26 protein-coding genes and 1 tRNA gene are annotated in these 25,727 nt (G+C 67.4%); 12 read left to right on the top strand and 15 right to left on the bottom strand.

Going from position 1 to position 25,727, the window contains the following annotated elements:
- The first annotated feature begins 39 nt into the window (after window positions 1-39).
- Window positions 40-1,062 carry an oxidoreductase gene (locus CAP40_RS13490; protein WP_086130005.1) on the top strand — a complete coding sequence of 341 codons (1,023 nt, stop codon included), beginning with the start codon at window positions 40-42 and terminating at the stop codon, window positions 1,060-1,062.
- Window positions 1,063-1,147: 85 nt separating this feature from the next.
- On the opposite strand, the gene CAP40_RS13485 is transcribed toward CAP40_RS13490, so the two are convergent.
- Together CAP40_RS13485 and CAP40_RS13480 are read right to left on the bottom strand one after the other, a co-directional pair.
- Window positions 1,148-3,367: a beta-glucosidase gene (locus CAP40_RS13485; RefSeq protein WP_086130004.1), complete on the bottom strand. Its 2,220-nt coding sequence runs from the start codon at window positions 3,365-3,367 to the stop codon at window positions 1,148-1,150.
- Between the two features lie 280 nt (window positions 3,368-3,647).
- Window positions 3,648-5,699, bottom strand: a complete 2,052-nt coding sequence (locus tag CAP40_RS13480; protein WP_086130003.1) for an NAD(+) synthase — start codon at window positions 5,697-5,699, stop codon at window positions 3,648-3,650.
- A gap of 97 nt (window positions 5,700-5,796) precedes the next feature.
- Between CAP40_RS13480 and CAP40_RS13475 the strand changes: the two genes are divergently transcribed.
- The gene (locus CAP40_RS13475; protein ID WP_086130002.1) at window positions 5,797-7,308 is read left to right on the top strand and encodes a hypothetical protein; all 1,512 of its coding nucleotides are present in this window, start codon (window positions 5,797-5,799) and stop codon (window positions 7,306-7,308) included.
- Between the two features lie 5 nt (window positions 7,309-7,313).
- Here the strand turns inward: CAP40_RS13475 and CAP40_RS13470 are convergent, their stop codons facing one another.
- Entirely contained in the window at window positions 7,314-8,027 is a 714-nt protein-coding gene (locus CAP40_RS13470) for a murein L,D-transpeptidase catalytic domain family protein (protein WP_086130001.1), read from the bottom strand.
- Between the two features lie 263 nt (window positions 8,028-8,290).
- Between CAP40_RS13470 and CAP40_RS13465 the strand changes: the two genes are divergently transcribed.
- The 5 genes from CAP40_RS13465 (at window position 8,291) to mtnA (ending at window position 12,006) form a co-directional block, all read left to right on the top strand.
- Window positions 8,291-9,007 carry a L,D-transpeptidase family protein gene (locus CAP40_RS13465; protein ID WP_086130000.1) on the top strand — a complete coding sequence of 239 codons (717 nt, stop codon included), beginning with the start codon at window positions 8,291-8,293 and terminating at the stop codon, window positions 9,005-9,007.
- Window positions 9,008-9,051: 44 nt separating this feature from the next.
- Window positions 9,052-9,669 carry a methylthioribulose 1-phosphate dehydratase gene (gene mtnB, locus CAP40_RS13460; RefSeq protein ID WP_086129999.1) on the top strand — a complete coding sequence of 206 codons (618 nt, stop codon included), beginning with the start codon at window positions 9,052-9,054 and terminating at the stop codon, window positions 9,667-9,669.
- Window positions 9,666-10,208, top strand: coding sequence for an acireductone dioxygenase (locus tag CAP40_RS13455; protein WP_086130110.1), 543 nt, complete (start codon window positions 9,666-9,668; stop codon window positions 10,206-10,208). The genes mtnB and CAP40_RS13455 overlap by 4 nt, the downstream gene beginning before the upstream one ends.
- Before the next feature lie 116 nt (window positions 10,209-10,324).
- Window positions 10,325-10,963 (top strand): acireductone synthase, encoded by a 639-nt coding sequence (mtnC, locus tag CAP40_RS13450; protein ID WP_086129998.1) that lies wholly within the window; start codon window positions 10,325-10,327, stop codon window positions 10,961-10,963.
- Window positions 10,960-12,006, top strand: coding sequence for an S-methyl-5-thioribose-1-phosphate isomerase (gene mtnA, locus CAP40_RS13445; protein ID WP_086129997.1), 1,047 nt, complete (start codon window positions 10,960-10,962; stop codon window positions 12,004-12,006). The genes mtnC and mtnA overlap by 4 nt, the downstream gene beginning before the upstream one ends.
- 67 nt (window positions 12,007-12,073) lie before the next feature.
- Here the strand turns inward: mtnA and CAP40_RS13440 are convergent, their stop codons facing one another.
- Window positions 12,074-12,769, bottom strand: a complete 696-nt coding sequence (locus CAP40_RS13440) for a hypothetical protein (RefSeq protein WP_144034355.1) — start codon at window positions 12,767-12,769, stop codon at window positions 12,074-12,076.
- A gap of 113 nt (window positions 12,770-12,882) precedes the next feature.
- Window positions 12,883-14,043, bottom strand: a complete 1,161-nt coding sequence (locus tag CAP40_RS13435) for an aminotransferase (protein ID WP_086129995.1) — start codon at window positions 14,041-14,043, stop codon at window positions 12,883-12,885.
- An 85-nt stretch (window positions 14,044-14,128) separates the two neighbouring features.
- Here CAP40_RS13435 and CAP40_RS13430 point away from each other — a divergent pair, with 85 nt between their 5' ends.
- Window positions 14,129-14,359 (top strand): hypothetical protein, encoded by a 231-nt coding sequence (locus CAP40_RS13430; protein WP_086129994.1) that lies wholly within the window; start codon window positions 14,129-14,131, stop codon window positions 14,357-14,359.
- A 245-nt stretch (window positions 14,360-14,604) separates the two neighbouring features.
- On the opposite strand, the gene CAP40_RS13425 is transcribed toward CAP40_RS13430, so the two are convergent.
- The 3 genes from CAP40_RS13425 to CAP40_RS13415 form a co-directional block, all read right to left on the bottom strand.
- The gene (locus CAP40_RS13425; RefSeq protein ID WP_086129993.1) at window positions 14,605-15,093 is read right to left on the bottom strand and encodes a hypothetical protein; all 489 of its coding nucleotides are present in this window, start codon (window positions 15,091-15,093) and stop codon (window positions 14,605-14,607) included.
- 75 nt (window positions 15,094-15,168) lie between these two features.
- On the bottom strand, window positions 15,169-16,077 hold the full coding sequence (locus tag CAP40_RS13420; protein WP_086129992.1) for an NPP1 family protein: 909 nt from the start codon (window positions 16,075-16,077) through the stop codon (window positions 15,169-15,171).
- A gap of 483 nt (window positions 16,078-16,560) precedes the next feature.
- Window positions 16,561-16,637, bottom strand: a tRNA-Arg gene (locus CAP40_RS13415).
- A gap of 59 nt (window positions 16,638-16,696) precedes the next feature.
- Here CAP40_RS13415 and CAP40_RS13410 point away from each other — a divergent pair.
- The 3 genes from CAP40_RS13410 to CAP40_RS13400 all read left to right on the top strand — a co-directional run bounded on the left by CAP40_RS13410 (window position 16,697) and on the right by CAP40_RS13400 (window position 19,802).
- Window positions 16,697-17,446, top strand: coding sequence for a queuosine precursor transporter (locus CAP40_RS13410; protein WP_086129991.1), 750 nt, complete (start codon window positions 16,697-16,699; stop codon window positions 17,444-17,446).
- A 36-nt stretch (window positions 17,447-17,482) separates the two neighbouring features.
- A complete protein-coding gene (locus CAP40_RS13405; protein WP_086129990.1) occupies window positions 17,483-18,313 on the top strand; it encodes an alpha/beta hydrolase in 831 nt (276 codons plus the stop codon).
- A gap of 145 nt (window positions 18,314-18,458) precedes the next feature.
- Window positions 18,459-19,802 (top strand): methyl-accepting chemotaxis protein, encoded by a 1,344-nt coding sequence (locus CAP40_RS13400; protein WP_086129989.1) that lies wholly within the window; start codon window positions 18,459-18,461, stop codon window positions 19,800-19,802.
- An 18-nt stretch (window positions 19,803-19,820) separates the two neighbouring features.
- On the opposite strand, the gene purQ is transcribed toward CAP40_RS13400, so the two are convergent.
- The 5 genes from purQ to CAP40_RS13375 form a co-directional block, all read right to left on the bottom strand.
- Window positions 19,821-20,486 (bottom strand): phosphoribosylformylglycinamidine synthase subunit PurQ, encoded by a 666-nt coding sequence (gene purQ / locus CAP40_RS13395; protein ID WP_086129988.1) that lies wholly within the window; start codon window positions 20,484-20,486, stop codon window positions 19,821-19,823.
- The gene (gene purS, locus CAP40_RS13390) at window positions 20,483-20,713 is read right to left on the bottom strand and encodes a phosphoribosylformylglycinamidine synthase subunit PurS (RefSeq protein WP_086129987.1); all 231 of its coding nucleotides are present in this window, start codon (window positions 20,711-20,713) and stop codon (window positions 20,483-20,485) included. The genes purQ and purS overlap by 4 nt, the downstream gene beginning before the upstream one ends.
- A 204-nt stretch (window positions 20,714-20,917) precedes the next feature.
- Window positions 20,918-21,697 (bottom strand): phosphoribosylaminoimidazolesuccinocarboxamide synthase, encoded by a 780-nt coding sequence (purC, locus tag CAP40_RS13385; RefSeq protein WP_086130109.1) that lies wholly within the window; start codon window positions 21,695-21,697, stop codon window positions 20,918-20,920.
- A 172-nt stretch (window positions 21,698-21,869) separates the two neighbouring features.
- Window positions 21,870-22,793, bottom strand: coding sequence for a hypothetical protein (locus tag CAP40_RS13380; protein WP_144034354.1), 924 nt, complete (start codon window positions 22,791-22,793; stop codon window positions 21,870-21,872).
- A gap of 172 nt (window positions 22,794-22,965) precedes the next feature.
- On the bottom strand, window positions 22,966-23,286 hold the full coding sequence (locus tag CAP40_RS13375) for a UrcA family protein (protein WP_179188159.1): 321 nt from the start codon (window positions 23,284-23,286) through the stop codon (window positions 22,966-22,968).
- 116 nt (window positions 23,287-23,402) lie between these two features.
- Between CAP40_RS13375 and CAP40_RS13370 the strand changes: the two genes are divergently transcribed.
- Window positions 23,403-24,323 (top strand): LysR substrate-binding domain-containing protein, encoded by a 921-nt coding sequence (locus CAP40_RS13370; RefSeq protein ID WP_086129984.1) that lies wholly within the window; start codon window positions 23,403-23,405, stop codon window positions 24,321-24,323.
- A 6-nt stretch (window positions 24,324-24,329) separates the two neighbouring features.
- On the opposite strand, the gene CAP40_RS13365 is transcribed toward CAP40_RS13370, so the two are convergent.
- Complete coding sequence (locus tag CAP40_RS13365) at window positions 24,330-24,944, bottom strand: outer membrane protein (protein ID WP_086129983.1); 615 nt, start codon at window positions 24,942-24,944, stop codon at window positions 24,330-24,332.
- 146 nt (window positions 24,945-25,090) lie between these two features.
- Window positions 25,091-25,717, bottom strand: coding sequence for a hypothetical protein (locus CAP40_RS13360; RefSeq protein WP_086129982.1), 627 nt, complete (start codon window positions 25,715-25,717; stop codon window positions 25,091-25,093).
- Window positions 25,718-25,727: the final 10 nt, after the last annotated feature.

Below are 25,727 nucleotides of genomic sequence, written 5' to 3'. Positions count from 1 at the left end.
CCCTAAAGGGCGGTGGCAGCAGGACATAGGGAGCGTCGCATGATCCGCACAGGAGTGATTGGTTATGGCCTGGGCGGCATGGCCTTCCATGCGCCCCTGGTGGCCGCCGTGCCGGAGCTGGAACTTGCCGCCGTCGCCACCTCGCGCGCCGACCGGGTGCACGAGCGCTATCCGGACGTGGCCGTCACCACGCCGGATGCGCTGCTCGCCGATCCTTCGATCGCGCTGGTCGTGATCACCACGCCCAACGACACCCACGCCCCGCTCGCGCGCCGGGCGCTGGAGGCGGGCAAGCATGTCGTGATCGACAAGCCCTTCGCGACCAGCCTTGCCGATGGCGAAGCGCTGGTCGCGCTCGCCAAGGCGAAGGGCCTGCTGGTCAGTGCCTTTCACAATCGCCGCTGGGACGGCGATTTCCGCACCGTCCGCAAGCTTCTGGACAGCGGCGTGCTGGGCGAGGTGATGCTGGCCGAGCTGCGCTGGGACCGGTTCCGCCCCGCGCTTGCCCAGGCCTGGAAGGAAGATCCCGGAGCGGGGGCCGGCATCCTCGCCGATCTCGGCCCGCATCTGATCGACCAGGCGCTCCAGCTCTTTGGCGCACCGGAGGCGCTCTATGCCGATATCGCGGTCCAGCGCGAAGGCGGACGCACCGACGATTATTTCGAAATCACCCTGTTCCAGGGCCCGCGCCGCGTGACGCTTTCCGCCGGCCGCCTGTTCGTCACGCCGCGTCCGCGCTTCTGGCTGCACGGCACCCGGGCCGATTTTTCCAAGCACGGCCTCGATCCGCAGGAAGCGCGCGTGAAGGACGGCGCCCGCTACACCGATCCCGCCATGGGCGACGAGGAGCCGCAGTTCCACGGCACCCTCACGCACGCCGAGGGCGGCAGCGAGATCGTCCCGACCGAAACCGGCGACTATCGCGGCTATTATGCCGGCATCGCCCAGGCGATAGCCGATGGGGCGCCCGCGCCGGTCAGCGGCGAGGACGCGGTGCTGGGGCTGCGGATCATGGAAATGGCGCGGGAGAGCGCGCGGGAGGGGCGGCGGCTTTCGTTCTGATCGGCCGCCACCTGGCGCCGGATCGCCATCCCGCCCATGACCGTCATCCCGGCTTTCGCCAGGATGACGGGTTCTTCTACGAGCCCTAAGGCCGCCACCCCACCGCGATCGTCCGGGGCGCCACCGTCACCGGCACCGTCGCGACGATATCCCTGGCCGAGGTGCCCAGCATCACCTGCACCGTCCCGCCCGCGATCTTCCAGCCATTGCCCGCCCCGTCCCAGGTCGCGAGCAGGCGCGGATCGATCTTGAGCGAAACCTGTTTCGCCTCGCCCGGCGCCAGCGCGATCTTGTCGAACGCGCCCAGCCGCTTCGGCGCCTCCCAGCCGGCACCGGCGACATAGAGTTGCGGCACGGCCTTGCCCTTCACCTTGCCGGTGTTGCGCACGGTGAAGCTGGCCGAGACCGTTCCGCCATCGGCGCGCGCGCTCAGCCCCGAATAGGCGAACTCGGTGTAGCTGAGCCCGTGCCCGAAGGCGAAGGCCGGCGTCAGCCCCTTGGCGTCATACCATTTATAGCCCACCGTCGCGCCTTCGCCATAGGTCGTGTCGCCCTTGCTGGGGGCGGCGGGCTTGGCCAGCTGGTCGAGGCTCGCCGGAAAGCTGACCGGCAGATGCCCTGAAGGATTTTCCTTGCCGAACAGCAGGTTGGCAATCGCGTTGCCACCCTGGGTGCCCGGATACCAGGCGGCGAGGATGGCGGAGACCTGGTCGCGCCACGGCGTCAGCACCGGTCCGCCGGTCTCGAGCACCACCACCGTTCGCGGATTGGCCTTGGCCACCGCCGCGATCAGCTTGTCCTGGCCGTCCTCGAGCGTGAGCGACACGTCGAACGCCTCGCCCGCCCATTGCGTGGCGAAGACGATCGCGACATCCGCGTCCCTGGCGAGCTTGGCGGCGCTGCCGGCATTGCCGCCGTCGGCGAACACAATCTCGGCGCCGGGCGCCTGCGCCCTGATCGCCGCGAGCGGAGCGTCGGGATAGTACATCACCGGCCCGGGCCAGGTCGTGGGCTTCAGGCCGGGCACGGCATTGCCGCCCACCGGATAGACCAGCGACGAGCCGCTGCCCGCCAGCACGCCCTTGTCGGCGCGCCCGCCGATCACGACGATCTTCTTCGTCATGGTCGAGAGCGGCAGGATCGCGTCGCGGTTCTTGAGCAGCACCGCGCCGCCCTCGGCATCCCGGCGAGTCACTTCGGCATGGTCGGCGAGCATCGCGGGGGCCAGGTCCATCGGCGCGTCGGCGATCGGCTTCTCGAACAGTCCGTTGGCGAACATCGCATGCAGGATCGCCCCCGCCATCGCGTCGAGCCGGGCCGCCGAAACCTCGCCCTTCGCCACCGCGGCTTTCAGCGGCGCCCCGAAATAGGGCTGCTTGTCGAACGGGAAGCCCGAATCCTGGTCGAGACCCGCATTGGCGGCCGGCGCGGTGGAGTGCGTGGCGCCCCAGTCCGACATCACATAGCCCTTATAGCCCCAGTCGCGGCGCAGCACGTCGGTGAGCAGCCAGGGGTGCTCGCAGGCATGGGTGCCGTTCACCCGGTTGTACGCGCACATTACCGAGCCCGGATCGCCCTTCTCGATCGCGATCTGGAAGGCGAGCAGGTCGCTGGTCCGCGCCGCGCCCTGGTCGATGATCGAATTGCCGGTGTCGCGATCGGTTTCCTGATCGTTCACGGCATAATGTTTCACGGTGGAGATGATGTGGTTCGACTGGATGCCGGCGATCTGCGCGCCCACCATCGTGCCGGCGAGCAGCGGATCCTCGCCGCCATATTCGAAGTTCCGGCCGTTGCGCGGCTCGCGCATCAGGTTGACGCCGCCGGCGAGCATCACGTTGAAGCCCGACGCGCGCGCTTCCGCGCCGATCATCGCGCCGCCGGCATGGGCGAGGTCGACGTCCCAACTCGCGGCGGTGGCGAGGCCCGAGGGCAGGGCGGTCCGCCCGCGCTTCCGCGCCGCACCGCCCTGGGTAGCCACGCCGACGCCGGCATCCGTCTGCCACTGGGGCGGGATGCCCAGCCGGGGAATGCCGGGCACATAGCCGGCCGATCCCTGTCGCGCTTCCGCGGGGGCCTTATAGCCGTTCTTCGGCGCGAAATCGGTGCCGAAATAGCCGAAGACCAGCGTCAGCTTCTCATCCTCGGTCATCTGGGCAAGCACTGCCTTTACCCGTGCATCGGCGGCGAGGCCGGCATCCATCCAGGGCCGGGGCTGGTCCTGCGCGGCGGCGGGCGCCGCGGCGGCAAGGGCGATGCCCAGGGCGACCAGCGAACCCGTAAATGCGTGGCGGCGCAGCTTCATGATTCCTCTCCCGCGATTTTTGTCAGCGTTGTCGGGAAGGATATACAGGTCAAGGGCTGGTAACGCTATCACCACAATGACGGGAGAAAGGCTGGCGGTTCCGGAGCCTATGCCCGCCGCGATCATGGAATTGTCATAGCCTTCATTCCCTGCGTCACCCTGAACTTGTTTCAGGGTCCAACGCTCCGCGAGCGGTATCGCCCGTGGCGGGTTGGATGCTGAAACAAGTTCAGCATGACGGTGTCGTTCCTGGCGGCGGCGGGCTGCCGAAACAGGCGGGTTACGGCAGATTCGCCTTCAACTCGTCGATCCAGGGCCGCGCCACGCCGTCCGAGGGCGCGCGCCAGTCACCGCGCGGGCTCAAGGCGCCGCCGACCGAGACCTTGGGCCCGTTGGGCAGCGCCGATCGCTTGAACTGGCTGGTCTGGAAGAAGCGGAACAGGAATTCCTCCAGCCATTTCGCGATTGTCGCCAGGTCATATTGGTGGCGCGCGTCCTCGGGGAAGCCGATCGGCCATTGCCCCGCCGCCGCGTCCTTCCAGGCGTGCCAGGCGAGGAACGCGATCTTGGAGGGCCGCAGGCCGTGGCGGATCGTGTAGTGGAGGAAGAAATCGTGCAGCTCGTACGGGCCGATCCGCTCCTGCGTGCTCTGCATCCTGCCGTTCGCATCGGCGGGCACCAACTCGGGCGAGATCTCGGTATCGAGGATGCTGGTCAGCACCCGCGCCGCCTCGCCGGCGAACTGGCCGGTCTGCACGGTCCAGCGGATGAGATACTGGATCAGCGTCTTGGGCACGCCGGCATTGACGCCGTAATGGCTCATATGGTCGCCCACGCCATAGGTGCACCAGCCCAGCGCCAGCTCGCTCAGGTCGCCGGTGCCGAGCACGAAGCCGTGCCGCTGGTTGGCGAGACGGAACAGATAGTCGGTGCGCAGGCCCGCCTGGACGTTCTCGAACGTCACGTCATAGACGGGCTTGCCGCTGGCAAAGGGATGCCCGATGCCCTCGAGCATCGTCCGCGCCGCCGGGCGGATGTCGATCTCTTCGCCGGTCACGCCCAGCGCGCCCATCAGCGCCCAGGCATTGGCCTTGGTGCCCTCGCTGGTCGCGAAGCCCGGCATGGTGAAGCCGAGAATGTCGGTGCGCGGGCGGCCGAGCCGGTCCATCGCCTTGGCCGCGACGATGAGCGCGTGCGTGGAATCGAGCCCGCCCGAGACACCGATGACGATGTGCTTCGCGCCGGTGGCCTCCAGCCGCTTGCGCAGCCCCTCCACCTGGATGTTGAACGCCTCGTAGCAATCCTCCTCCAGCCGGGAGGGGGTATTGGGCACGAAGGGGAAACGGCGCAGCTTGCGCACCAGTCCCCTGTCGGCAAGGTCCGGCCGATGCTGGAAAGTCACCCGGCGGAAGCGGGTTTCCGGATCGCCCTTGTCGGCGGCGCAATCGTTGAACGTGCCCATCCGCATCCGCTCGAGCCGCAGCCGCTCCAGGTCGATGTCGGCGCACACCACTTCGGTGGTCAGCTCGAAGCGCTCGGTGGTGGCGATCAGCTCGCCCAGCTCGTGGATCATGCCCTGGCCGTCCCAGGCCAGGTCGGTGGTGCTCTCGCCGGGGCCGGAGGCGGAATAGACATAGGCCGCGACAGCCCGCGCCGATTGCGCCGCGCACAGCATCGCCCGCTCGCGCGCCTTACCCACCACGATGTTCGAGGCGGAGAGGTTGCACAGCACCAGCGCCCCGGCCAGCGCGCCTTCGGTGGAGGGGGGCAGGGGAGACCAGTAATCCTCGCAGATCTCGACATGGAAGACGAAATCGGGAAGCTCCTCGGCCGCGAAGATCAGGTCGGTGCCGAAGGGCACTTTCTGCCCCGCCACCACGATCTCCAGCCCCGCCAGGCCGGCACCGCGCGCGAACCAGCGCTTCTCGTAATATTCGCGGTAATTGGGCAGGTAGCTCTTGGGCACGACGCCCAGGATCCGCCCGCGCGCGATGGCGACGGCGCAATTGTAGAGCCGCCCGTTGCGCCGGAGCGCGGCGCCGACCAGCAATACCGGCTTCAGCTCCGCGCTTGCCGCCACGATCGCCGCGATTCCCGCCTCGGTCGCCTCGCAGATCGTGTCCTGCAGGTGCAGGTCGTCGATCGCATAGGAAGTGACGTTGAGCTCGGGATAGACGAGCAGGTCGGCGCCCTGTTCGTCGCCCTGCCGCGCCAACGCGATCGCCGCCTGGGCATTGGCGGCGGGATCGCCCACCACCACGGCCGGCGTGCACAGGCCCGCGCGGATCATTCCCTGGCGGTGGATCGAATAAAAGGGGTGGGACTGGCTCATCGTCTCCGTCTTGCAACCGGTTATGTTTCGATCACGCCACACACCTAGTCGCTCGGGCGCGCTTGTGCCAACCCCGCGCAGAGGATACCCGCAGGCCATGCTCCATTGGATCCGCCGCCAGTTCGACGCGCATCCGGTGCGAGCGGTGATGGTCGTCTTCGCCGCCTATACGGTCTTCAAGATCAACCTGAAGTTCTTCGCGCCGGAAGGGCCGTGGTGGCGCGGCTGGCATGACCAGAAGCAGTATCTGCAATCGGCCAGGGCGTTCCTCCGCTTCGATCTGAGCCCGGACCAGCATTGGTATCCCTTGCTCTATCCGCTGGCGGGGACACCCTTCGCATGGGCGCCGACGCCGTTCGTGCCGATCAACCTGGCCTGCTATGCGCTTGCCTTCTGGGGCTTCCACCGCGTCTGCGCCCGCTTCGGGGTGGGGAGCTTCGCGGCGGGGCTGCTGTTCCTCGCCGCGACCATCGGCGACCTGCGCATCTCCAAATTCTGGCTCGAGCCCTGGACGACGACCATGTCGGCGGCCTTTATCTGGCTCGCCTTTGCCGAGGCGGCGGACATGATGTTCGGCACGCGCCGCCGGCCCTGGCTGCTCGGGGCGTTGCTGGCGGGAATCGCGCTGGTTCGCCCGGCGGACGTCGTGGTGGGGGCCGTAATCGGCGGCTTCGCCCTGTGGCGCCCGGTGCTGATGGAGCGGCGCTGGCCGGATCTCGCCCGGGCGATCGGCGGCGCGGCGGCGGCGTTCCTTCCCTATGCGGCGCTCTATCTCGCCATCTATGGCTGGCGCCTCACCGACTATACCCTGCTCTCCGGCGACTATGGCTTCGCCTTTGGCGATCTCGGCTGGAAGGCGAGCATATTGCTCGTCGATCCCGCGCCCTGGTTCCCCGGCGAGACCGGTCTCCTGCGCGAGCTGCCCTGGCTGCTCACCGGCGCGGCGGGCCTGATCCTGGGCGTCATGCGGCTGCGAGGGCCCGCGCGCTGGCTCACGTTCTGCATGGCGCTGGCCGCGCTGATCTACACCGCGATGATGCTCGCCTATGTCGATCTGGTGCCCAGCGGCATGTGGCGCTTCTTCAACGCCCATTATTTCAAATGGCTGTTCCCGATGGCGGCACTGTTCACCTGGCTGCTCCTCACCTGGCGCGACCTGCGCGGGCTGGTGGTGGTGGCCGCACTGGTGCTGCTCGCCAGCTTCCGCATCGTGCCGCGCCCCGCCATGCCGCAGGAGCCGGCCAAGGCGCTCGCCTTCGCCGCGCCGGCGGCGCCGTGGCAGGACATCTATTTCGCCCGCTCGGCGGTGGTGGACGCGCGGGGCGCGCAGCGCAGCCCCGCCGATTACCACCAGCTATGGATGGGGGACCGCGTGATGGCGATCGCCTTCAAGCGGCCGTTCGCGGGCGATGCGCGCTGGTATGGCGTCACGCCGTCCAGCATCGCGACCTGGCCCAAGGGCAGCGGCAAGGCGGAAGTGGTGCTGCCGGGCCGCTGGCCGCAACGGCCGGTCGCCCGCTACGCGACGAAGCTGGAGTTCGGCTATCCCTGCTGGGCGCCGCCTTTCCCGTGCCGCACCGGGCCGGGGCCCGCGCTGCCGCGGAACTAGCCGGATCAGACCTTGGCGGAGTAGATCATCCGGCCGGGGCCGAGCCGCTCGAACAGCTTGGCCAGCTCGTTCTCGCCCACCGCGAAACAGCCCTGGCTGCGGCCGAGCTTGCCGTGCCGGCCGATCATGTCGGTGTTCGCATACCAGGCCGAATGGACCACGATCGCGCGGTCGAGCGCGTTGTTGTTGGTCGGGTCGAGGCCGAGCAGGCGCTGCGAATCGCCATGCTTGCCGACATAATAGTCGGCGGTGAGGAACGCGCCCTCGCAGGTCGCTTCCGAATTCACTTCGTTCGAGAAGCGCTGGAGCAGCCCGGTGTGCTGCGGGTCCGAGCCGATGCCGTGCGCGACGAGGAAGCGCTCGACCTGGCCGGTGCCCAGGTTCACCACGAAGAAGCGCGGGCTGTAGGAGGGCGAGGCGAAGTCGGCGATCGCGATCCGGTCGTGCGACGGGATGCGCATCGAATGGCGGTTGAGCGCTGCCAGCGCCTTCTTGAACAGTTCCGGGCGAATGCCGGCGGGCACGCCGGGCACCTTGGCGGCGGCCACTTCGGGCGCCTTGGGAATTTCGGGGATCGGCGCCGGGACCGGCAGGGGCGCCGGCGCCATCGCGGTTCCGATCGTGCGCGAGGCGCAGGCCGAAACCGCCGCGCCGCTCGCCATCACCAGCGCCGTCCTCAACAAGGCGCGACGCGACTGAATCGTATCGAGACTATCCATCACTATCCAAAAAGCCCGCTGCTCTCGTCCCCAGGGGGAACCTATACCAGACAGATGGTAAGCGCGTTGCTCAACATCTGTCCCAAGTTGCGCGACTCGCCGCATCGTTCGCCCGGTTCGCCGAAGGCTCTCCGAAATCCGGAACGTTGCCAGCGATTTGGCGGCGCAACTATCGCCGATTCGGCAGCGGCACGAAATTAGGTTAATTTCGTTAAGGAATCGCCCTGAGCCGTCCTGGCTCGCAAGATTCGGAGAGCTGTTCGATGCGTTCCGGCACCTTTGCCGCCCTTCTCCTGGCCTTGGCCGCCATTCTTCCCACCGCTCCCGCCGCCGCGCAGGGGATCGCGTCCGACACGATGCAGGTCGCGCCGGAGGGCCTGCGCAACGGCCAATGGGTCTGGTACGAGCAGCCGCAGATCATCCGGGCGAGCACGAACGACTGGGATCCCGTCTCGATCGTGGTGAGCATTCCGGACCAGCGCGCCTATGTCTATCGCGGCGGCAAGCTGGTCGGCGCGAGCACGGTGTCGACCGGATCGAACCGGCACGAGACGCCCGCCGGCGCCTTCACCATTCTCCAGAAGAAGGTCTTCCATCGTTCGAACCTCTACTCGAACGCGCCGATGCCCTATATGCAGCGGCTCACCTGGGACGGGATCGCGCTGCACGCCGGCCATCTGCCCGGCTATCCCGCCTCGCACGGCTGCATCCGCTTCCCCGCGGCCTTCGCCAGGCAGCTCTATGTGCTGACCGAGATCGGCGGCGACGTGATGGTGACGGACGAGCCGGTGACCAATCCCGAGCGCTCGGGCCCCTCCACGCCGCTTCTGATGGCCGATGCCCGCAACCTGGGCGGCGAGGCGTTCAACATGGTGACCATGCCCGGCACGGCGCCGCGGCTCCAGCCCCAGCCGGCGAGCTGGGTCACCGGCCCGGGCAGCGAGATCGTCCAGCCGCTTCCGCGCCGCGGCTACAAATAAAATCTGTTGCCCTTGGTGCCCGCCGATCGGCTAAGGCCGCGGGCATGACGATGTCCTTCGCAGATGCCGCCGACGCGCTGGTCGAGGTCGGCCGCCGGCTCGATGCGCGCGGCTGGGCCCCCGCCACCGCCGGCAATTATTCGGTTCGCCTCGACGACGGCAGCGTCGCCGTCACCGTGTCCGGCTGGCACAAGGGCCGGCTGACGCCCGCGGGCATCATGCGGGTCGACCTGGAGGGGAAGGGGCTCACCCCCGGCAAGCCCTCGGCCGAGACTGCGCTGCATCTCGCCATCTATCGCCTGTTCCCCGATACGGGCGCCGTGCTCCACGGGCATTCGCCCGAAGCCGTGGGGATGAGCCGCGCCGCCGCCGACGCCGGCGAATGGGTGTTCGCCGGCCATGAGATGCTCAAGGTCTTTCCGGGCAACGCCACGCACGAGGCCGAGATTCGCCTGCCGATCGTCGACAACAGCCAGGACATGGCGGTGATCGAGGCGGCGGTGACGCCCGCGCTGCTGGCGCCGGGCGCGGCGCCGGCCTATCTTATCCGCAGCCACGGGCTCTATGCCTGGGGCAAGGACCTGGCCGAGGCCGAGCGCGTGCTCGAGGGCACCGAATGGCTGATCGCCGCCGAACTGGCCGAAAGGGCATGGAAGCGATGACGCATCTCAGGGTCTTCGACGAGGCGGGCGGCGCGCCGCTCACCGATACGCGCGATCCCGGGGCGATCGCGGCGGCACTGGCGCCGATCGGCGTCCGCTTCGAGCAATGGCCTTCCCGCCCGCTCGCCGCCGATGCCGGGCAGGACGAAGTGCTCCAGGCCTTCGCCCCGGAGGTCGAGCGGCTCAAGGCCGAAAAGGGCTATCAGTCCGTCGACGTGATCCGCATGATGCCCGACCATCCCGAAAAGGGCGCCCTGCGCAGCAAGTTCCTCTCGGAGCATCGCCATTCGGAGGACGAGGTCCGCTTCTTCGTCGAAGGCGAGGGGCTGTTCACCCTGCGCGAGGGCGAGAGAATCTACGCCGTGCTGTGCGAGGAAGGCGACCTGATCTCGGTGCCCGCCGGCACCCGCCACTGGTTCGACATGGGGCCGAGCCCGCGCTTCACCGCGATCCGGCTGTTCACCAATGCGGACGGCTGGATCGCCAACTTCACCGGCGATACGATCGCGGACCGTTTTCCGCGGCACGAGCCGGCCTGAGCCAACCACCGTCATCCCCGCGCAGGCGGGGATCCAGAGTCGTGAAGGACGTCGCTCTGCTATCCTGGATCCCCGCCTGCGCGGGGATGACGAAAGGGGCGGGGGACGAAAGAAGAATGACCCACACCCCGCCCAAAGCCATCCTCCTCGACATCGAAGGCACGACGAGCAGCATCCGCTTCGTCGCCGACGAGCTTTTTCCCTATGCGCGCAAGCATCTGGCGGAGTTCGTCGCGAACAATCCCGAAGTCGCCGCGCCGATCCTGGTCCAGGTGCCGGGCGACGATCCCGTCGCCACGCTGCTCGCCTGGATCGACGAGGACCGCAAGGAAACCCCGCTCAAGACGCTCCAGGGCCTGATCTGGGCCCAGGGCTATGCCGATGGTGAGCTCAAGGGACATGTCTATCCGGACACGCCCGAGGCGCTGCGCCGCTGGACGGCCGCCGGCCTTGCGGTGAACATCTATTCCTCCGGCTCGATCGCCGCGCAGAAGCTGATCTTCGGCCATTCGATCGCCGGCGACCTGACGCCGTTCCTCAGCGGCTATTTCGACACGACTACCGGCCCCAAGCGCGACAGCGATTCCTATACCAGGATCGTCGACGCGCTCGATCTCGCGCCGTCCGAGCTGCTCTTCGTCTCGGACATGGCCGCCGAAGTCGACGCGGCGCACGAAGCGGGACTCCAGGCGCTGCTGATCGACCGTGAGGGCGGCCCGGCCGACATCCATTCTCTGGCGGAAGTGCTCCCATGATCCTCGAAGGCCGTCCCACGCGCTCGATCCGCCGCACCGAAGACGGCAAGGGCGTGGTCATCCTCGACCAGCGCAAGCTTCCCTGGGAAGTGCGATGGGTCGAGCTGCGCGACGTCGATGCCGCCGCGGTGGCGATCCGCGAGATGTGGACGCGCGGCGCGCCGATGATCGGCGCCACCGCCGCCTATGGCTATGCCATGGCGCTCGCGGCCGATCCCGGCGACGCGAACCTGCAGGCGGCATACGAGACGCTGTTCGAGACGCGGCCGACCGCGATCAACCTGCGCTGGGCGCTCGACGCGGTTCGCGCGGCGGTCGCCGGGCTGCCGGAGCGCGAACGCGCCGCAGCGGCGTTCCGGCGCGCCGACGAAATCTGCGACGAGGATGCCGAGCTCTGCCGCGCGATCGGCGAGCATGGCCTGGCGCTGTTCCGCGAACTCCATGCGCGCAATCCCGATCGCCCGCTCAACATCCTCACCCATTGCAACGCCGGCTGGCTCGCCACGGTCGACTATGGCACCGCCACCGCGCCGATCTATCTCGCGCACGATGCCGGCATCCCGGTCCATGTCTGGGTGGACGAGACGCGCCCGCGCAACCAGGGTGCGCTGCTGACTGCGTTCGAGCTGCGCAACCACGGCGTGCCGCATACGGTGATCGCCGACAATGCCGGCGGCCTGCTGATGATGAAGGGGCAGGTGGACGCGGTGGTGGTCGGCACAGATCGCGTCACGCGCAACGGCGATGTCTGCAACAAGATCGGCACCTATCTGAAGGCGCTGGCCGCGCATGACAATGACGTGCCCTTCTATGTCGCGCTGCCCTACACGACTTTCGATCCGAACACCGAGAGCGGCGCCGACATTCCGATCGAGGAGCGCAGCGCCGAGGAACTGACCCGGCTGAGCGGGCCGGGGGCAAGCGGGGAAATCGGAACTGTCCGTGTCACCGACTCCCCCGCCGCCAATCCAGCATTCGACGTGACCCCCGCGCGGCTGGTGACGGGCTACATCACCGAGCGCGGGGTGCTGGACCGGATCTGAGCCCGGGCGCGCGAGCGGGCGTGGAACCCGCGCGGCGCGCTACCGCCCCTGATCGCAGGACTCCGCGTCAGCGCGGCTCGGTCTTCACCGTGGTGGTCGTGGTGGTCGATGCCGTGGCCGGGCGCGACACTGTGGTGCGGGTGGTCCTGCGCACCGGCGCCTTCTTCACCGTCGTCGTCTTGCGTGCCGCCGGCTGGGTCGTAGTGGTCTCGATCGTGGTCGCGACCGGCTGGGCCGCCGCGGCGCGCACCGCCGCCGCATCCGCCGCCGCCGATTGCGCCGCCTGGGCGGCCATGTCGGCACGGGCGTTCGCCGCGGCCGCATTGCCCTGGGCCACCGCCGCGGCATTCTGCGCGGCCTCGCGCTGGCCGGCCTCCGCCGCCGCATCCGCCGAAGCCGAGGCTGCGGCAGCCTGGGCATCGCGGCGTGCGTCGCGCTCGGCCGCCATCCGCGCATCCTTGTTGCGCTCGGCCTCGGCCAGTGCCTGGTCGGCCAGGCCCGAGGCGCGGCGCGCCTCGTTGATCGTCGAATCGCGATGGTCGCGGGCCAGCTGGTCCTTGGCGAAGCGCAGCGCCTCCTCGGCCTTGGCCATGGTCTCGCCGGCATAGGTCTGGGCGCCGGCGGTCTGTGCCGCCTCCACCTTGGCGGTGGCTTCGGTCACGGCGGTGCGTGCCCGATCGATACGGCTCTGGGCGAGCGACGGGGTCGCGACGAGCAGCGCGGTCACTGCCGCGCCACGCATCAGGAACTTCATGTTACGCATGGTACAACTCCAATCTGTCCCGCGGCCCGGCGAACGTGCCGGAAACGAGACGAGTTGCACGCCGCACGGCGAAGCGGGCGGTTCCATGGGTGAACCGCCCTGCGGCCGGCCGGTCAGCCGCCTGCCAGCCGGTCGCGGGCCTCGGCGATTCGCGCGATCGCGGCGTCGAGCGTGGCGTCTTCCTTGACGAAGCAGAAGCGCGCCACATTGGTCACCGGCTGCTCGGCATAGAAGGCAGAGACGGGGATGCAGGCGACGCCGGCTTCGTCGATCAGCCGGTTGGCGAAGGCGACGTCGTCCAGAGCGATGCCCGAGGCGGCAAGATCGACCGACAGGAAATAGGTCGCGGCGCTCGGCAGCACCGCGAAGCCGGCGGCGACGAGCCCGGCGCGCAGCCGGTCGCGGCCGTGCTGGAAGCGGTGGCGGGCCTCCTGCACCCAGCCGTCCTGGGTGGCGAGGCCCTCGGCGACTGCCCATTGCAGGTTGGGCGGCGTGGTGAAGGTGAGGAACTGATGCGCCTTGGAAAGCACGCGGGCGATGGCGGGGGCGGCGCACATCCAGCCGACCTTGAAGCCGGTCAGCGCGAAGATCTTGCCCGCCGAGCCGATCTTCACCGTGCGCTCGCGCATGCCGGGGAAGCCGATCAGCGGCAGGTGGCGGGCGCCGTCGAAGGTGACATGCTCCCACACCTCGTCGCAGATCGCGATCAGGTCGTGCGCGACGCAGAAATCGGCGAGCATCGCCAGTTCGTCCGCGCCGCACATGGTCGCGGCGGGATTGAGCGGGTTGTTGAGGATCAGCACCCGCGTCCGGCTCGACACCGCAGCCTCGAGGGCTGCCCGGTCGATCTTCCATTCGGGCGGCTGCAGGCGCACGAACTTCGGCACGCCGCCGGCCTGGCGGATCAGGGGCACATAGGCGTCGTAGAGCGGCTGGAAGCAGATCACTTCGTCGCCGGGGGAGACGCAGGCGAAGATCGCCGCGGCCAGCGCCTCGGTCGCGCCCGAAGTGACGACCACTTCCTCCGCCGCAAGGTTGAGCCCCTGGTGGCGGGCATAATGGTCGGCCACGGCATGGCGCAGCTCAGGCAGGCCGAGCATCGGCGGATATTGGTTCGATCGCTCTACCACCGCCCTGGCCGCCGCCTCGAGCACGGCCTCGGGCCCGCGCCCGTCGGCGAAGCCCTGGCCCAGGTTGATCGCCCCGGTCTCGCGCGCGCGGGCGGACATGGCTTCGAAGATGGTGGTGCCCATCCGGGCGTAGAGCGGGTTCATGGGGCCGAGCTTGTGACGGCTTGCATCTTTGGGTGCAACCGCCGCATTAGCCTGGCGTTCAGGCTTGCGCCAATAGAGGAAGACCATGAGCAAGAAGCCGCCACTGCCCGAGGATGCCCAGCCGCCCCATCCGGTCGAGGAGGCGCCGCACGATCACCACGCGGGGAGCGAGGCGCTGCAGGCCGTCAAGGACATCGTCGAGGCCAAGAAGCGCTGGAAGCCCGATGCCAAGCAGATCGGCATGGGCGCCGCGATCGGAATCGGTTCGGCGGCGATCGTCGCCGGCCTGCTCTACTGGCGCGGCGGCAAGAAGTAATTTCGGCCGGCGGGCGGCGAACCGGATTCGTCGCTCGATCTTCGTCCTACGTCGCACCTGCCTCGTCATGCCCGGCGCGCCCGGCCACAGGGCCAGCGTGCCGGCGCGACCTGAACCCGACAGTTGCGCCGGCATACATCCCTGTGCCGGTCCGGATCGACGCCCGAGCCGGTGCCTGACGGGCGTCCTGCTTGCCGGGGCGCCCGTTTTGGGGCTTGTGTCCGGCGGTTCCGATGGCGGGGCGTCTATCGCCCTTGCCCCCGTGCCCGTGTCACCGATGCGCGGATATGGAAGACATTGAACGCGACCTCGTCCATCTGGACCGGGCCGAGCATCGTATAGCCATCGGCCACGACCGTCCTGGCAAGGCCGCCGAGCAGCATCTCCTGGCGCTGCTTCAGGAACGCGTCGTCGGTGGGCGGCGGTATCGTGGCGGTCACCGCGCATCCGCCGGCATCGCAGCGAAAGTCGACTTCCGTGAGCAGCGGATAGTCCCGGCGAACATGCGCGATCACCGTGTCGGGCAGGGCAGGGAGGTTCGCCATGGCGGCAGGCGCAGGGACCGGGGAGGCGCTTGCCGCCGCTGCCGGCATGCCCACGCGCACCAGGCCTTCGGCGGCGGGCTTGCTCGCGTCGTTCGGGCTCCGCAGCGCCAGCCACATCCAGCCCGCAGCGATCACGGCCGCGCACCCCGGCGCGAGCACCTGCCATGCGACCTTGCGATTTCTTGCCATGCGCACCTCGTCGGCGGAGCCTCGCCAGGGTTCCGCCCCGCGCCGCGGGGGTTTGGCGGCGCGGGGCGGAGTTGGTCAGCAGATGGTGGAGCCGGCCGGGCAGCCCGGCGAGTTCGGGCCCGAATCCAGGTTGGGGTTGAACCCCGGCGTGATGCTGGTGTTCACCGTGGCGGCGAGCACGCCCGAGAAGCGGGCGTCCTTGTTGTCGAAATTGCCGCTGCCGAAATTATAGTTGGAGATCGCGTTGCGAACGCCGGCGGAGGGATAGCCGTTCCAGCTGATCAGCGGCTGGATCAGCCACTGGCCGGTGCCGTTCTCGGGCGGCTCGTCGCCATTGTCGGTCTTCGAGAAGCGCCACAGGTGCGAGAAGCCCCAGGTCTCGTAGTGATAGACCATCTTGACGTGCTGGCCGGTCGAATCGCTCTGGAAGCGCAGCTGGCCGCCGCTGGTGGCGCGGGTTTCCCAGCCGCCATGATCGCCGCGCGTGACGCCGACCACGGTGCTGCTGGTGCCCTGGTCGGTCGTCCAGACGATGATCGATTCCCAGTCATAGGCGTGCGAGAAGTCCGACTGCCAGAAATAGCTGTAGACGCGGGCGCAATAGCCGTTGTTGCAGCGCGCGCGCACATAGACGTTGCTGGTCGTCCGGTAGCTGGGGTTGCGGCACGACGCCGGCGGCCGGGTGGCATAGGTCGACGCACCCGCGCTGATCGCGCCCGCGGCGTTGACGGCCGGCACGTTGAAGCAGACGTCGGTGTCGAAATCGATCGCCGGCTGGAACCGCTTGTCGAGCGCGGTGGCCAGTTCCGGCAGCGGCGCGACCGGGGCGGGCCAGCCCTGTGCCTGTGCGGGCCTCGGCTGCAGCATCATGAGCGCCCCGAATGCCGCGATGGCCAGGGAGCGAACCGGCAGCGCGCCGAAACCAATGCGCGCACCCTGCTTGTCTTCATGCGATCCGTTCAGCGTCTGAAGTTGGTTTTCCATACAATCTCCCGTTGTATAGTCTGGTTTGTATCGCGCATCGCAATAATTCCTCCGCAATTACAGTATTGCGAAAGTAGTTCTTCTTTATTGATGCGATTCGCATGGAGAATTATTTGATTCTTTTGTGAAAGAAATGTTTCGAACACCCGCGTGTTTCGTTAATTTCGTTCGAGAAATCGAAGGTGTTTATTGAAATTGTCACGTGAATCGGGTGGGTTGCTGGTTAATTTATTTCTTTCTGCGCTGAAGAAGTGGCGGCATGTGCGCAATGTTGGGTATTTTTCCACATCGCTCCGGTGCCGACGCGCGCATGCGGCCTCAAGGGAGAGACGCGGGATCGCGAATATCCGGACAAAGATTTTGCGGGCGCGGCGATCCGGCGTCCGCGAAAGGCGGGCGCGCCCGAAGGGAACGACTTCGAACCCGCCGGGGTTCGCAAGCGCGAACGCGCGTCCGAGCTTATGCGAGGTCCCGAAACAAGATTGGCGCGCCCGGCTGGATTCGAACCAGCGACCACGAGCTTAGAAGGCACGTGCTCTATCCAACTGAGCTACGGGCGCGCGTAGAGCTGCCCCTAGCGTGGATTGCGCGGCAGCGGAACCGGGATCATAGTCCTTGCATGAGCCAGGGGGACGCAAAGCCGGCGCAGGTCGCCGCGAACGCGCTACGGGGCGGGCATTTCCGCTATTACGACTTCGTGATGGCCGCCTTCGTCGCCATCATCCTGCTCTCCAATGTGCTCGGCGCGGGCAAGGTCTCCCAGGTCTGGCTGCCGCTCTACAATGGCTATTGGCCGTTCGGCGCCGGTATCCTGTTCTTCCCGATCTCCTATGTGATCGGCGATGTGCTGACCGAGGTCTATGGCTATGCCCGTGCCCGCCGGGTGATCTGGGCGGGCACCGCCGCGGTATTGTTCATGGCCTTCATGTCCTGGGTCGTCGTGGCGCTGCCGCCGGCGCCGAGCTGGGGCAACCAGGCTGCGTACGAGACGATCTTCGGCCAGGTGCCGCGCATCGTCCTTGCCTCGGTCTGCGCCTTCTGGGCCGGCGAGTTCGTCAATTCCTATGTCCTCGCCCGGATGAAGATCCTGACCGACGGCAAGATGCTGTGGACCCGCACGATCGGCTCGACGATCGCCGGCGAGGGCGTCGACAGCCTGATCTTCTATCCGCTCGCCTTCCTGGGCGCGGAGGGGTGGACCGCCACGCTCGTCATCCAGGTGCTCTTCACGCAATGGGCGCTCAAGGTGGCATGGGAAGTGATATTGACGCCGGTCACCTATCTCGTCGTCGGCTTCCTCAAGCGCCGCGAGGGCGTGGACGTGTTCGACAAGGGGACCGATTTCACGCCGTTCGCGATGCGGGTGTGATCACCTTCACTGCAACGATCTCCGGGGAGACAGGGCATGACTGCGACGACGGAAGAGACTTTCGGCAGCACCGGGCACGTCAACATCTTCTTCCGCTCCTGGCTGCCCGAAGGCGCCGCGCGGGCCGTGGTCGTCCTTTGCCACGGCTTCAATGCGCATAGCGGCCAATATGCCTGGGTCGCCGAGCGGCTGGTTGCGCGCGGTTTCGCCGTCTACGCCCCCGACCTGCGCGGGCGCGGGCGTTCGGGCGGCGAGCGCTTCTATGTCGAGGACATTGCCGACTATGTCCATGACCTGGGCGGCGCGATCGCAATCGCCAAGTCGCGCCACCCCGGGCTCAAGGCGTTTCTGCTCGGCCACAGCGCGGGCGGGGTGACCGGCGCCACCTATGCGCTCGACAACCAGGCGGAGCTCGCCGGCTTCATCTGCGAGAGCTTCGCCTTTCAGGTGCCGGCACCGGGCTTCCTGATCACCGCGATCAAGGGGCTCGCGCACATCGCGCCGCATCTCGGCGTGCTGAAGCTCAAGAACGAGGACTTCTCGCGGGATCCGGCCGCGGTGGCCGCGCTCAATGCCGATCCCTATATCAAGGACGAGATGCAGCCGGCAGCCACCGTCGCCGCGCTGGCCCGTGCCGACGAGCGGCTGCACGACAGCTTTCCCTCGATCACGATCCCGCTGCTCATCCTCCATGGTACCGCCGACCATGCGACCGTCTGCCATGGCAGCGAGTTCTTCCACGAGACCGCCGGATCCAGCGACAAGACGCTGAAGATCTACCAAGGTCATTATCATGACCTGCTCGCCGATCTCGGCAAGGAGAGCGTGATGGCCGATATCCTCGACTGGATCGAGGTGCGGGTATAGGAGTGAGTTTACAGAAGTTACGTATTTGTGGCTAATATTGTAGATTATTGTTACATATATTTGCCGAAACGGCCGGTTCGGCGCGGGAACTCTCTATAGCGAGGAAAGCGGCAACCATATTGTTGCCTCCGCTGAGAGATTTGCCATGCACTGGTTCATCGCCAACGCGCCCATTCGCAAGAAGCTGCTCGTGTCGTTCGGTTCCATGGTGGGGCTTGTCGGGCTCTCGCCACTGATGCTGCTGCTCGTGCCCAGGCTCGCGCTCGCCACCGGCGTGCTCGCGACCCTGGTCGCCGCCGTGCTCGCCGTCTGGTATCGCCACGCGATCGCCACGCCCTATGTGACGACGGTGGTGCGCATGGAGGCGCTGGCGGCCGGCGATCTCGCCAGCCCGATCCAGTTCACCGACTATCGGGACTGTGTCGGCCGGCTGACCAAGGCGATGTTCTCGTTCCGCGACACCGCCGCCGCGCAGATCCGGCAGAATGAGGAAGCCGAGCATCACGGCGAAATCGTGCGGGGCATGACCGTCAATCTCGAGCGGCTGGCCGAGGGCGACCTGACCGCCGACATCGTCGAGGAATATCCCGCCACCTATGCGAAGCTGCGCGACAATTTCAACGCCGCGCTCGCCGCGCTGCGCAACTTGCTCGGCGCCGTGGGCGAGAGCAGTGCCGCGATCCGCACCGGATCGGGCGAGATCGCCCAGGCGTCGGAAGATCTCGCGCGCCGTACCGAGGCGAATGCCGCAAGCCTCGAGCAGACTTCGGCCGCGATCACGCAGATGGATCAGCGCCTGAAGGCGACCGCTGCCGCGGCGAGCCGCACCGTGGCGCGCGCCGACGGCGCTACCACGACCGTTTCGGGCGGCCGCGAAGTGGTCGATCAGGCGGTGCAGGCGATGAACCGGGTCAATGACAGCGCCAAGGGTATCGATTCCGTGATCGAGGGGCTCGACAAGATCGCCTTCCAGACGCGAGTCCTCGCGATGAATGCGGCGGTCGAGGCCGGTCGCGCGGGCGAGGCGGGCAGGGGCTTCGCGGTCGTCGCGGATCTCGTCTCGGCGCTGGCCATGCGGGCCGAGGAAGAGGCGGGCCGCGCGCGCGAACAGCTCACCGCGACTCAGGTGGATATCCTTGCCGCAGTGGAGATGGTCGAGAAGGTCGATGGCGCGCTGGCGAACATCGCCGAGGATGTGGGCGACGTGCATACGCTGCTCAACCAGATGGCCGAGGACAACCAGGCCCAGTCGGTCGCGATCGGCGAGATCAGCACCGCGATCGGCGCGATGGATCAGTCGACCCAGCAGAATGCCGCGATGGTCGAAGAGACTTCGGCGGCGGCGCGGAACCTCACCGTGGAGATCGCCACGCTTGCCGATCAGGCCGGGCGCTTCCGGGTGACGGGCGGCGGCCGTCCGCTCTCCTTCCCGACTCCGGGGCTTGCGGCATCGTCACGCGGCGAGCAGGCGGTTTCCGCGCTGCACTGAGCCGGGGCGGTTTGCGGCCTACGCCACCGCCTCGAGCAGGCCCTCGAACAGGCGGCGGCCATCGGTGCCGCCATGCGCGGCTTCGATGCGGCGCTCGGGATGGGGCATCATGCCGAGCACATTGCCCGCCTTGTTGAGCACGCCGGCGATGTTGCGGGCCGAGCCGTTGATATCGGCGGCGTAGCGGAAGGCGACACGGCCATCGCCTTCGATCCGGTCGAGCGTTTCGGCATCGGCGAAGTAATTGCCGTCATGATGCGCCACGGGGATCGTGATCGCTTCGCCCGAGCGATAGGCCGAGGTGAAGATCGACTGCGAATTGTCGACCGTCAGCGGCACGTCGCGGCACACGAAGTTGAGGCCGGAGTTGCGCATCAGGGCGCCGGGCAGCAGCCCGGTCTCGGTCAGCACCTGGAAGCCGTTGCAGATGCCGATCACCGGCATGCCCTTGTCCGCCGCTTCGACCACGGCCCGCACCACCGGCGATCGCGCCGCGATCGCGCCACAGCGCAGATAATCGCCGTACGAGAAGCCGCCGGGAAGGGCGATCAGGCCCAAGCCCTGGGGCAGTTCGCTGTCGCCGTGCCAGACCATATGGGGCTTCACCCCCGTCACCGCCTCCAGCGCGACTGCGATGTCGCGATCGCAGTTGGAGCCCGGAAAGACGATGACCGCGGTCTTCACAGCTTTTCCACCCGGTAGTTTTCGATGACGGTGTTGGCGAGCAGCTTGCGGCACATCTCGTCGACTGCGGCGTCGCTGGTCGAATCGGCGAGCTCGAGCTCGAAGATCTTGCCGGCGCGGACATCCTCCACGCCCTCGAAACCGAGGCCGCCCAAGGCATGCTGGATGGCCTTGCCCTGGGGATCGAGCACGCCGTTCTTCAAGGTGACGATGATGCGGAGCTTCATGCGCAGGGCCTATGGCCCGGAGTAGGCCCGGCTGCAACCCCATCAAGCCGTCATCCGGCCCAATCGTCATCCCGGCGAAAGCCGGGATCTCAGGCGAAGGCGCGGAACAGGAGTCGCGCAAACATGGGGAAAGAGCCGCCCGAGATCCCGGCTTTCGCCGGGATAACGGGTTGATTGGGGATGACGGTACTGGCCTGGAAGGCCTTACTTGCCGCGACGCTTCCGGTGGCTCTCCAGGTCGAGCACGGCCGAATCCTCGCCCTCCGGGAACAGGCCGAGCCGGCGCGCGACTTCCTGATAGGCCTCGACTTCGCCGCCCAGGTCGCGCCGGAAGCGGTCCTTGTCGAGCTTCTCGCCGGTGGCAATGTCCCACAGGCGGCAACCGTCCGGGCTGATCTCGTCGGCCAGGATGATGCGGCTATAGTCGTTGTCCCAGATCCGGCCGAACTCGAGCTTGAAGTCGACCAGGCGGATGCCGATGCCGGCGAAGAGCCCCGACAGGAAGTCGTTCACGCGGATGGCCATGTCGGCCATGTCGTGCAGCTCTTCCTGGCTCGCCCAGCCGAAGCAGAGGATGTGCTCGTCGGTGACCATCGGGTCGCCCAGCGCGTCGTCCTTGTAGTAATATTCGACGATCGTGCGGGGCAGCGGCGTGCCCTCTTCGATTCCGAGCTTCTTCGAAAGCGAGCCGGCGACGACGTTGCGCACCACCACTTCGATCGGCACGATCTCGACCTGGCGGATCAGCTGCTCGCGCATGTTGAGGCGGCGAATGAAGTGCGTCGGAATGCCGATGCCGGCGAGCAGCGTGAAGACGTGCTCGGAAATCCGGTTGTTGAGCACGCCCTTGCCGTTGATCGTTCCCTTTTTCTGGGCGTTGAAGGCAGTTGCGTCATCCTTGAAATACTGGATCAGCGTGCCGGGTTCGGGACCCTCGTAGAGGATCTTAGCCTTGCCTTCGTAGATCTGCCGGCGGCGTGCCATCGGGTGCTCGTTCCCCTGGAAAGTCATTGCCCCGGCGGCGCGGGGAATCCGCTGGCCTGCCGGGGCGAGAGGTGGCGCTATACCCAAAGGGGGGGAGGGGTGCAATCATGCATCCTCGCGCGCGGATGCCAATCCGGCACTTTGCCACCTGTGGGCGGCGGGCGGCGCGGGATCAGTGCGTATGTTCCTCCGCATCGTCGCGGGAGAACCAGCGCTGGATGAGGTTGCGATTGTCGCCACGGCCGCGATTGTCCCGGCCCTCATGGCCTGCATCCCGGCCATTGTCATAGCCGTCGTCGTGACGCGGCTCGACATCGGGGCCCACGGCGCGGCCATGGATGATCCATCGCAGGACCAGCACCACCGCCAGCATCAGCAGGCACCACGGCCCGACGCTGGCGAGCAACTGGACGAGCTGGGCGACCGAATTCTCGAGCGTCTGGCCCGCAGTGCGGAAATTGGCTTCGGACGATCCCAGGCCACTCAGCGCGCTGCTCGATTCATAGGTGAACAGCATCGGCGTATTGGCCAGCGTCTGGCCCTGGCTTGCCTCCACCTCGGCGATCAGCGCCAGTGCGTTCTGTAGGCGGGCGGCCCGGGCCTGGCCATCCGGCGTCGTGCTGCTGCGCGCATTCTGAAGCTGGTCCTGCAGCCGCTTCACCACGGCGATGCTGCGCGCCGAGGCAGTGGCATCGGTGCCGCTGATCTCGGTATCGGTGAGCACGCCATAGGCCGTCGCCACATTCGCGGTGACGGCGTCCCCGAACCGGCGCGCGATCGACGGGTCGATGCGGATGGTGAGCACTGCGCGCGTGTGACTACCCTCGTCGACGCGATACCGCATCGCCAGGATGCGACACCGCGCCGGCCCCATCCGGTCGCAGGCATCGGCGTTGGACTGGAGGACGCCCTTCACCTTGGCGGCGGGCAGGCGATAGGCATAGCGATAGTCGAAGCCGGTGCCGGTCGATGCGAAGGCCTCGGCATTGGCCGCCGATCCGAATTCGGAACCGCCCTTGCCGTCCGCAGGCGGTCGATTGAGATCGTCGCATCCCGCGAGCAGCGCAAGCGCCGCCAATGCCCAAACGACTCGCATGGGTTCCTCCCTGTTCCTTGCCCAAGGAGTAACCATATTTTGTGACGGGCCCAACCCGAATGGACTACGCCGCGCATCCCTTTTCGGGATCATGGCTCGCGATATCAGCAATGCTTATGGTTGGCGGGCGGCGTTGCAGGCCGCCCGCCGCTTCGCGGTTCCGAGGGATCGGTCAGGGAACGGCGGAGATCCGGACCACGCCGCCGCGCTGCGCCAATGCATGCTGGCGCGCCGCGGCGATCTGTTGGCGGGCATGCGCCTGGCAGCGCAGCGCGTCGGGCGCTGGGGTCAGATAGCCGGGCCGGTCGGCCGGGCAGACCTGGTCGAGCGCCCGGGCGAGGCGCCGGTCGAGCGCCTGGCGGCCCGCGGCGCGCGACAGGTCGAGATCGGCATAGGAGATGCGAATGCTCGCATCGCCCTGTTGGGCCTGGGCGATCACCGGCACGGCGGCCGGGGAGAGGATCAGCAGGAGCGGGATCAGGGTCTTCATCATGGCTTGGTTCCGTTGGATGTCGCACCACGTTCGGTACCCCGTCCATTTGCGCCCGAATGCGCCGCCGGGCCAACAAATCATTGGCAAAATATCATAAGCTGTGCTTGTTTATCGTGATGCGCCGCCTTCCTCCGCTCGCCGCCGTCCGCGTGTTCGAAGCCGCGTCCCGGCACGGCAATTTCACGCGCGCCGCGGAGGAGCTGGGGATGACCCAGGCGGCGGTCAGCTATCAGATGAAGCTGCTCGAGGAGCGGCTGGGCGCCCCGCTGTTCGCGCGCAGCGGGCGGGGCATCGTGCTCACCGATCTCGGGCGGCGGATCGCGCCGCAGGTCACGGGCGCGTTCGACGCGATGGGGGAGGCATTCGCCGCAGTCCATGCCGAGACGGAAAGCGTCATCAGCATCACCGCGCCGCGCACCCTTGCCACCAACTGGCTGGCGAGCCGGCTGGGCTCGTTCCAGCTCGCCCGCCCGGACCTTGCCGTGCGCCTTCATGTCGGCGACGAGATGATCGATCTGCTGGCGGGCGAGGCCGATGTCGCGCTGCGCGGCGCGCCGGGCCCGCTGCCTGGGCATAGCTGCCATTTCCTGATGCGGATGCCGATCACGCCGCTCGCCAATCCTGCCTTCCTCGCCGAGCACCCGCCGATCCGCACGCCGAAGGACCTGCTCGAACTGCCGCGCCTCACCTATCGCGACGATTGGTGGGACTTGTGGTTCGCCGCCGCGCTGGGCGAGGCGCCGGACACCAGCCAGGCGGCGGGCATCCGCTTCGATTCGCAGATACTGGACGGCAATGCGGCGATCGCCGGACACGGCGTCGCGATCCTCAGTCCGCCGATGTGGCAGGCCGCGATCGATGCGGGGCTGCTCGTCCAGCCGCTTCCCCAGGTCGCGCAGTATCGCAATGCGTTCTGGCTGATGTATGCCGAGGGCAAGCGCAATCAGCCCAAGGTCCGCGCCTTTCGCGACTGGCTGCTGGAGGAAGTGAGGACTTCGTTGGGGGACGACCCGCACGGCGCGCTCGTCCCCCTGTGAAGTGGCCTAGAAGCGCACTCCGATGCCGGTCAGCAGCTGGTGGCGGTCCTTCTTTAGATTGCCGATGTCCTCATATCGCGTGTAGCGATACTCGGCCTTGGCGTAAACGTTCGAGGTGAGCTTCTGCTCGAGGCCGGCGCCCAGCCGCACGCCGTTGGACTTCAGGTCGTCATACTTCTTGCCCGTGCTGGAGCGCGTGGCGTAGCTCTGCTCCGCCCAGCCGGCCTTGGCGTAGATCAACGTCCTCGGGCTCAGCGCATAGCCGATGCGCCCGGAGATATCGATGTCGCGCCCAGCGCTGGTCCTGTAGGTTTCGGTGCTGTTGGGCGGGAACGGGCCGAACTTGGTGTTGCCGGCGACCATCCAGCCGATCCCCGCCTCGACGCCGATCGTGACGCGCTTCCCGACGGCGACGTCATAGCCGACCGCGCCGCCGGCGCGCATGCCGGTCAATTCCTTGCCACTGATGGCGTCGTCGCCGCTCTGGTCGAGGCCGATCGTCGCTTCGACGCGCGGCCCGGCGAAGTTGCTGGCGGGAGTGTTGTTGGTTTCCTGCGCAAGGGCAGTATTCGCGCCGACGAGGCAAGTCGTGGCGACGGCGATAAGGATCGCGTTACGCATTATTGTGTACTTTCGTTCGAGTTCCCCTGTGTTTCGGAAACGGAACGAGCTCTGAAATCCCGTAATAGCCTATGAAAAATTTTCGATACCTGGACTGAATTGCAGAACGCGGCAGGTAATTGTTGAAATTAAGGCGGGGATTGTGGCTATATCGTGTCAGAGGCGCATGGTTTCAGCGCCTCGTTCGCCGCGTCCAGCGCCTGTTTGTGCAGCAGCGTGCGAAGCGCGACCGGCAACGGGTGGAAGGTCTGCCCGGCCTGTACTGCGCCAGCCCTTCGCCTTTCGACATTGAAGCGCCCCGGGATATTCAGCTGGCGGGCAAGCCCGGCATCGGGCTCGCGTGGCGAGAGGAAGACAAATTCCGCACCCATGCGCTTTCCATGCCGGCTGGAGCGGAGCCCGGTCGCGCGCGGTTTCACTTCCCAATGCTGGCCGTCCGGCGCGGTGAGCTTCAGCGTTTCGTTCGGCTCGATCGGAAAATCGGCGCTGTAGAAGAGGATCCGCAGCCAGTCCGGTTGCGCGCCGGGTTCGGGATAGCCGATCAGGATCTCGAAGGGGGCATCCTCGTCGCCAAGGCGAACCAGCCCGGCCTGGTGCACCGGCTCCCCGTCCTCGATGCGAACCCTTGCCATCATGTCCACGCCGGGAATGTGGACCTTGGCTTCTCCCTCGGTGCAACTGCCCTCGAACCGCGCTGGCTGACCGATGCCGAGAAGTGCGGCGATGCCGAATAGAAGCATATGACGGAATTCCCCTGGATCGAACTCGAACATGGCAGTTCGG

The sequence above is a fragment of the Sphingomonas sp. IBVSS2 genome, assembly GCF_002127225.1.
Taxonomy (GTDB): Bacteria; Pseudomonadota; Alphaproteobacteria; order Sphingomonadales; family Sphingomonadaceae; genus Sphingomonas.
This window is presented reverse-complemented; position numbering and strand designations above follow the sequence as displayed.

Coding starts and splice junctions, on each gene's coding strand:
- CAP40_RS13490 (WP_086130005.1), top strand. CDS start 40: ATGATCCGCACAGGAGTGATTGGTTATGGCCTGGGCGGCATGGCCTTC.
- CAP40_RS13485 (WP_086130004.1), bottom strand. CDS start 3,367: ATGAAGCTGCGCCGCCACGCATTTACGGGTTCGCTGGTCGCCCTGGGC.
- CAP40_RS13480 (WP_086130003.1), bottom strand. CDS start 5,699: ATGAGCCAGTCCCACCCCTTTTATTCGATCCACCGCCAGGGAATGATC.
- CAP40_RS13475 (WP_086130002.1), top strand. CDS start 5,797: ATGCTCCATTGGATCCGCCGCCAGTTCGACGCGCATCCGGTGCGAGCG.
- CAP40_RS13470 (WP_086130001.1), bottom strand. CDS start 8,027: ATGGATAGTCTCGATACGATTCAGTCGCGTCGCGCCTTGTTGAGGACG.
- CAP40_RS13465 (WP_086130000.1), top strand. CDS start 8,291: ATGCGTTCCGGCACCTTTGCCGCCCTTCTCCTGGCCTTGGCCGCCATT.
- mtnB (WP_086129999.1), top strand. CDS start 9,052: ATGACGATGTCCTTCGCAGATGCCGCCGACGCGCTGGTCGAGGTCGGC.
- CAP40_RS13455 (WP_086130110.1), top strand. CDS start 9,666: ATGACGCATCTCAGGGTCTTCGACGAGGCGGGCGGCGCGCCGCTCACC.
- mtnC (WP_086129998.1), top strand. CDS start 10,325: ATGACCCACACCCCGCCCAAAGCCATCCTCCTCGACATCGAAGGCACG.
- mtnA (WP_086129997.1), top strand. CDS start 10,960: ATGATCCTCGAAGGCCGTCCCACGCGCTCGATCCGCCGCACCGAAGAC.
- CAP40_RS13440 (WP_144034355.1), bottom strand. CDS start 12,769: ATGCGTAACATGAAGTTCCTGATGCGTGGCGCGGCAGTGACCGCGCTG.
- CAP40_RS13435 (WP_086129995.1), bottom strand. CDS start 14,043: ATGAACCCGCTCTACGCCCGGATGGGCACCACCATCTTCGAAGCCATG.
- CAP40_RS13430 (WP_086129994.1), top strand. CDS start 14,129: ATGAGCAAGAAGCCGCCACTGCCCGAGGATGCCCAGCCGCCCCATCCG.
- CAP40_RS13425 (WP_086129993.1), bottom strand. CDS start 15,093: ATGGCAAGAAATCGCAAGGTCGCATGGCAGGTGCTCGCGCCGGGGTGC.
- CAP40_RS13420 (WP_086129992.1), bottom strand. CDS start 16,077: ATGGAAAACCAACTTCAGACGCTGAACGGATCGCATGAAGACAAGCAG.
- CAP40_RS13410 (WP_086129991.1), top strand. CDS start 16,697: ATGAGCCAGGGGGACGCAAAGCCGGCGCAGGTCGCCGCGAACGCGCTA.
- CAP40_RS13405 (WP_086129990.1), top strand. CDS start 17,483: ATGACTGCGACGACGGAAGAGACTTTCGGCAGCACCGGGCACGTCAAC.
- CAP40_RS13400 (WP_086129989.1), top strand. CDS start 18,459: ATGCACTGGTTCATCGCCAACGCGCCCATTCGCAAGAAGCTGCTCGTG.
- purS (WP_086129987.1), bottom strand. CDS start 20,713: ATGAAGCTCCGCATCATCGTCACCTTGAAGAACGGCGTGCTCGATCCC.
- purC (WP_086130109.1), bottom strand. CDS start 21,697: ATGGCACGCCGCCGGCAGATCTACGAAGGCAAGGCTAAGATCCTCTAC.
- CAP40_RS13380 (WP_144034354.1), bottom strand. CDS start 22,793: ATGCGAGTCGTTTGGGCATTGGCGGCGCTTGCGCTGCTCGCGGGATGC.
- CAP40_RS13375 (WP_179188159.1), bottom strand. CDS start 23,286: ATGATGAAGACCCTGATCCCGCTCCTGCTGATCCTCTCCCCGGCCGCC.
- CAP40_RS13370 (WP_086129984.1), top strand. CDS start 23,403: ATGCGCCGCCTTCCTCCGCTCGCCGCCGTCCGCGTGTTCGAAGCCGCG.
- CAP40_RS13365 (WP_086129983.1), bottom strand. CDS start 24,944: ATGCGTAACGCGATCCTTATCGCCGTCGCCACGACTTGCCTCGTCGGC.
- CAP40_RS13360 (WP_086129982.1), bottom strand. CDS start 25,717: ATGTTCGAGTTCGATCCAGGGGAATTCCGTCATATGCTTCTATTCGGC.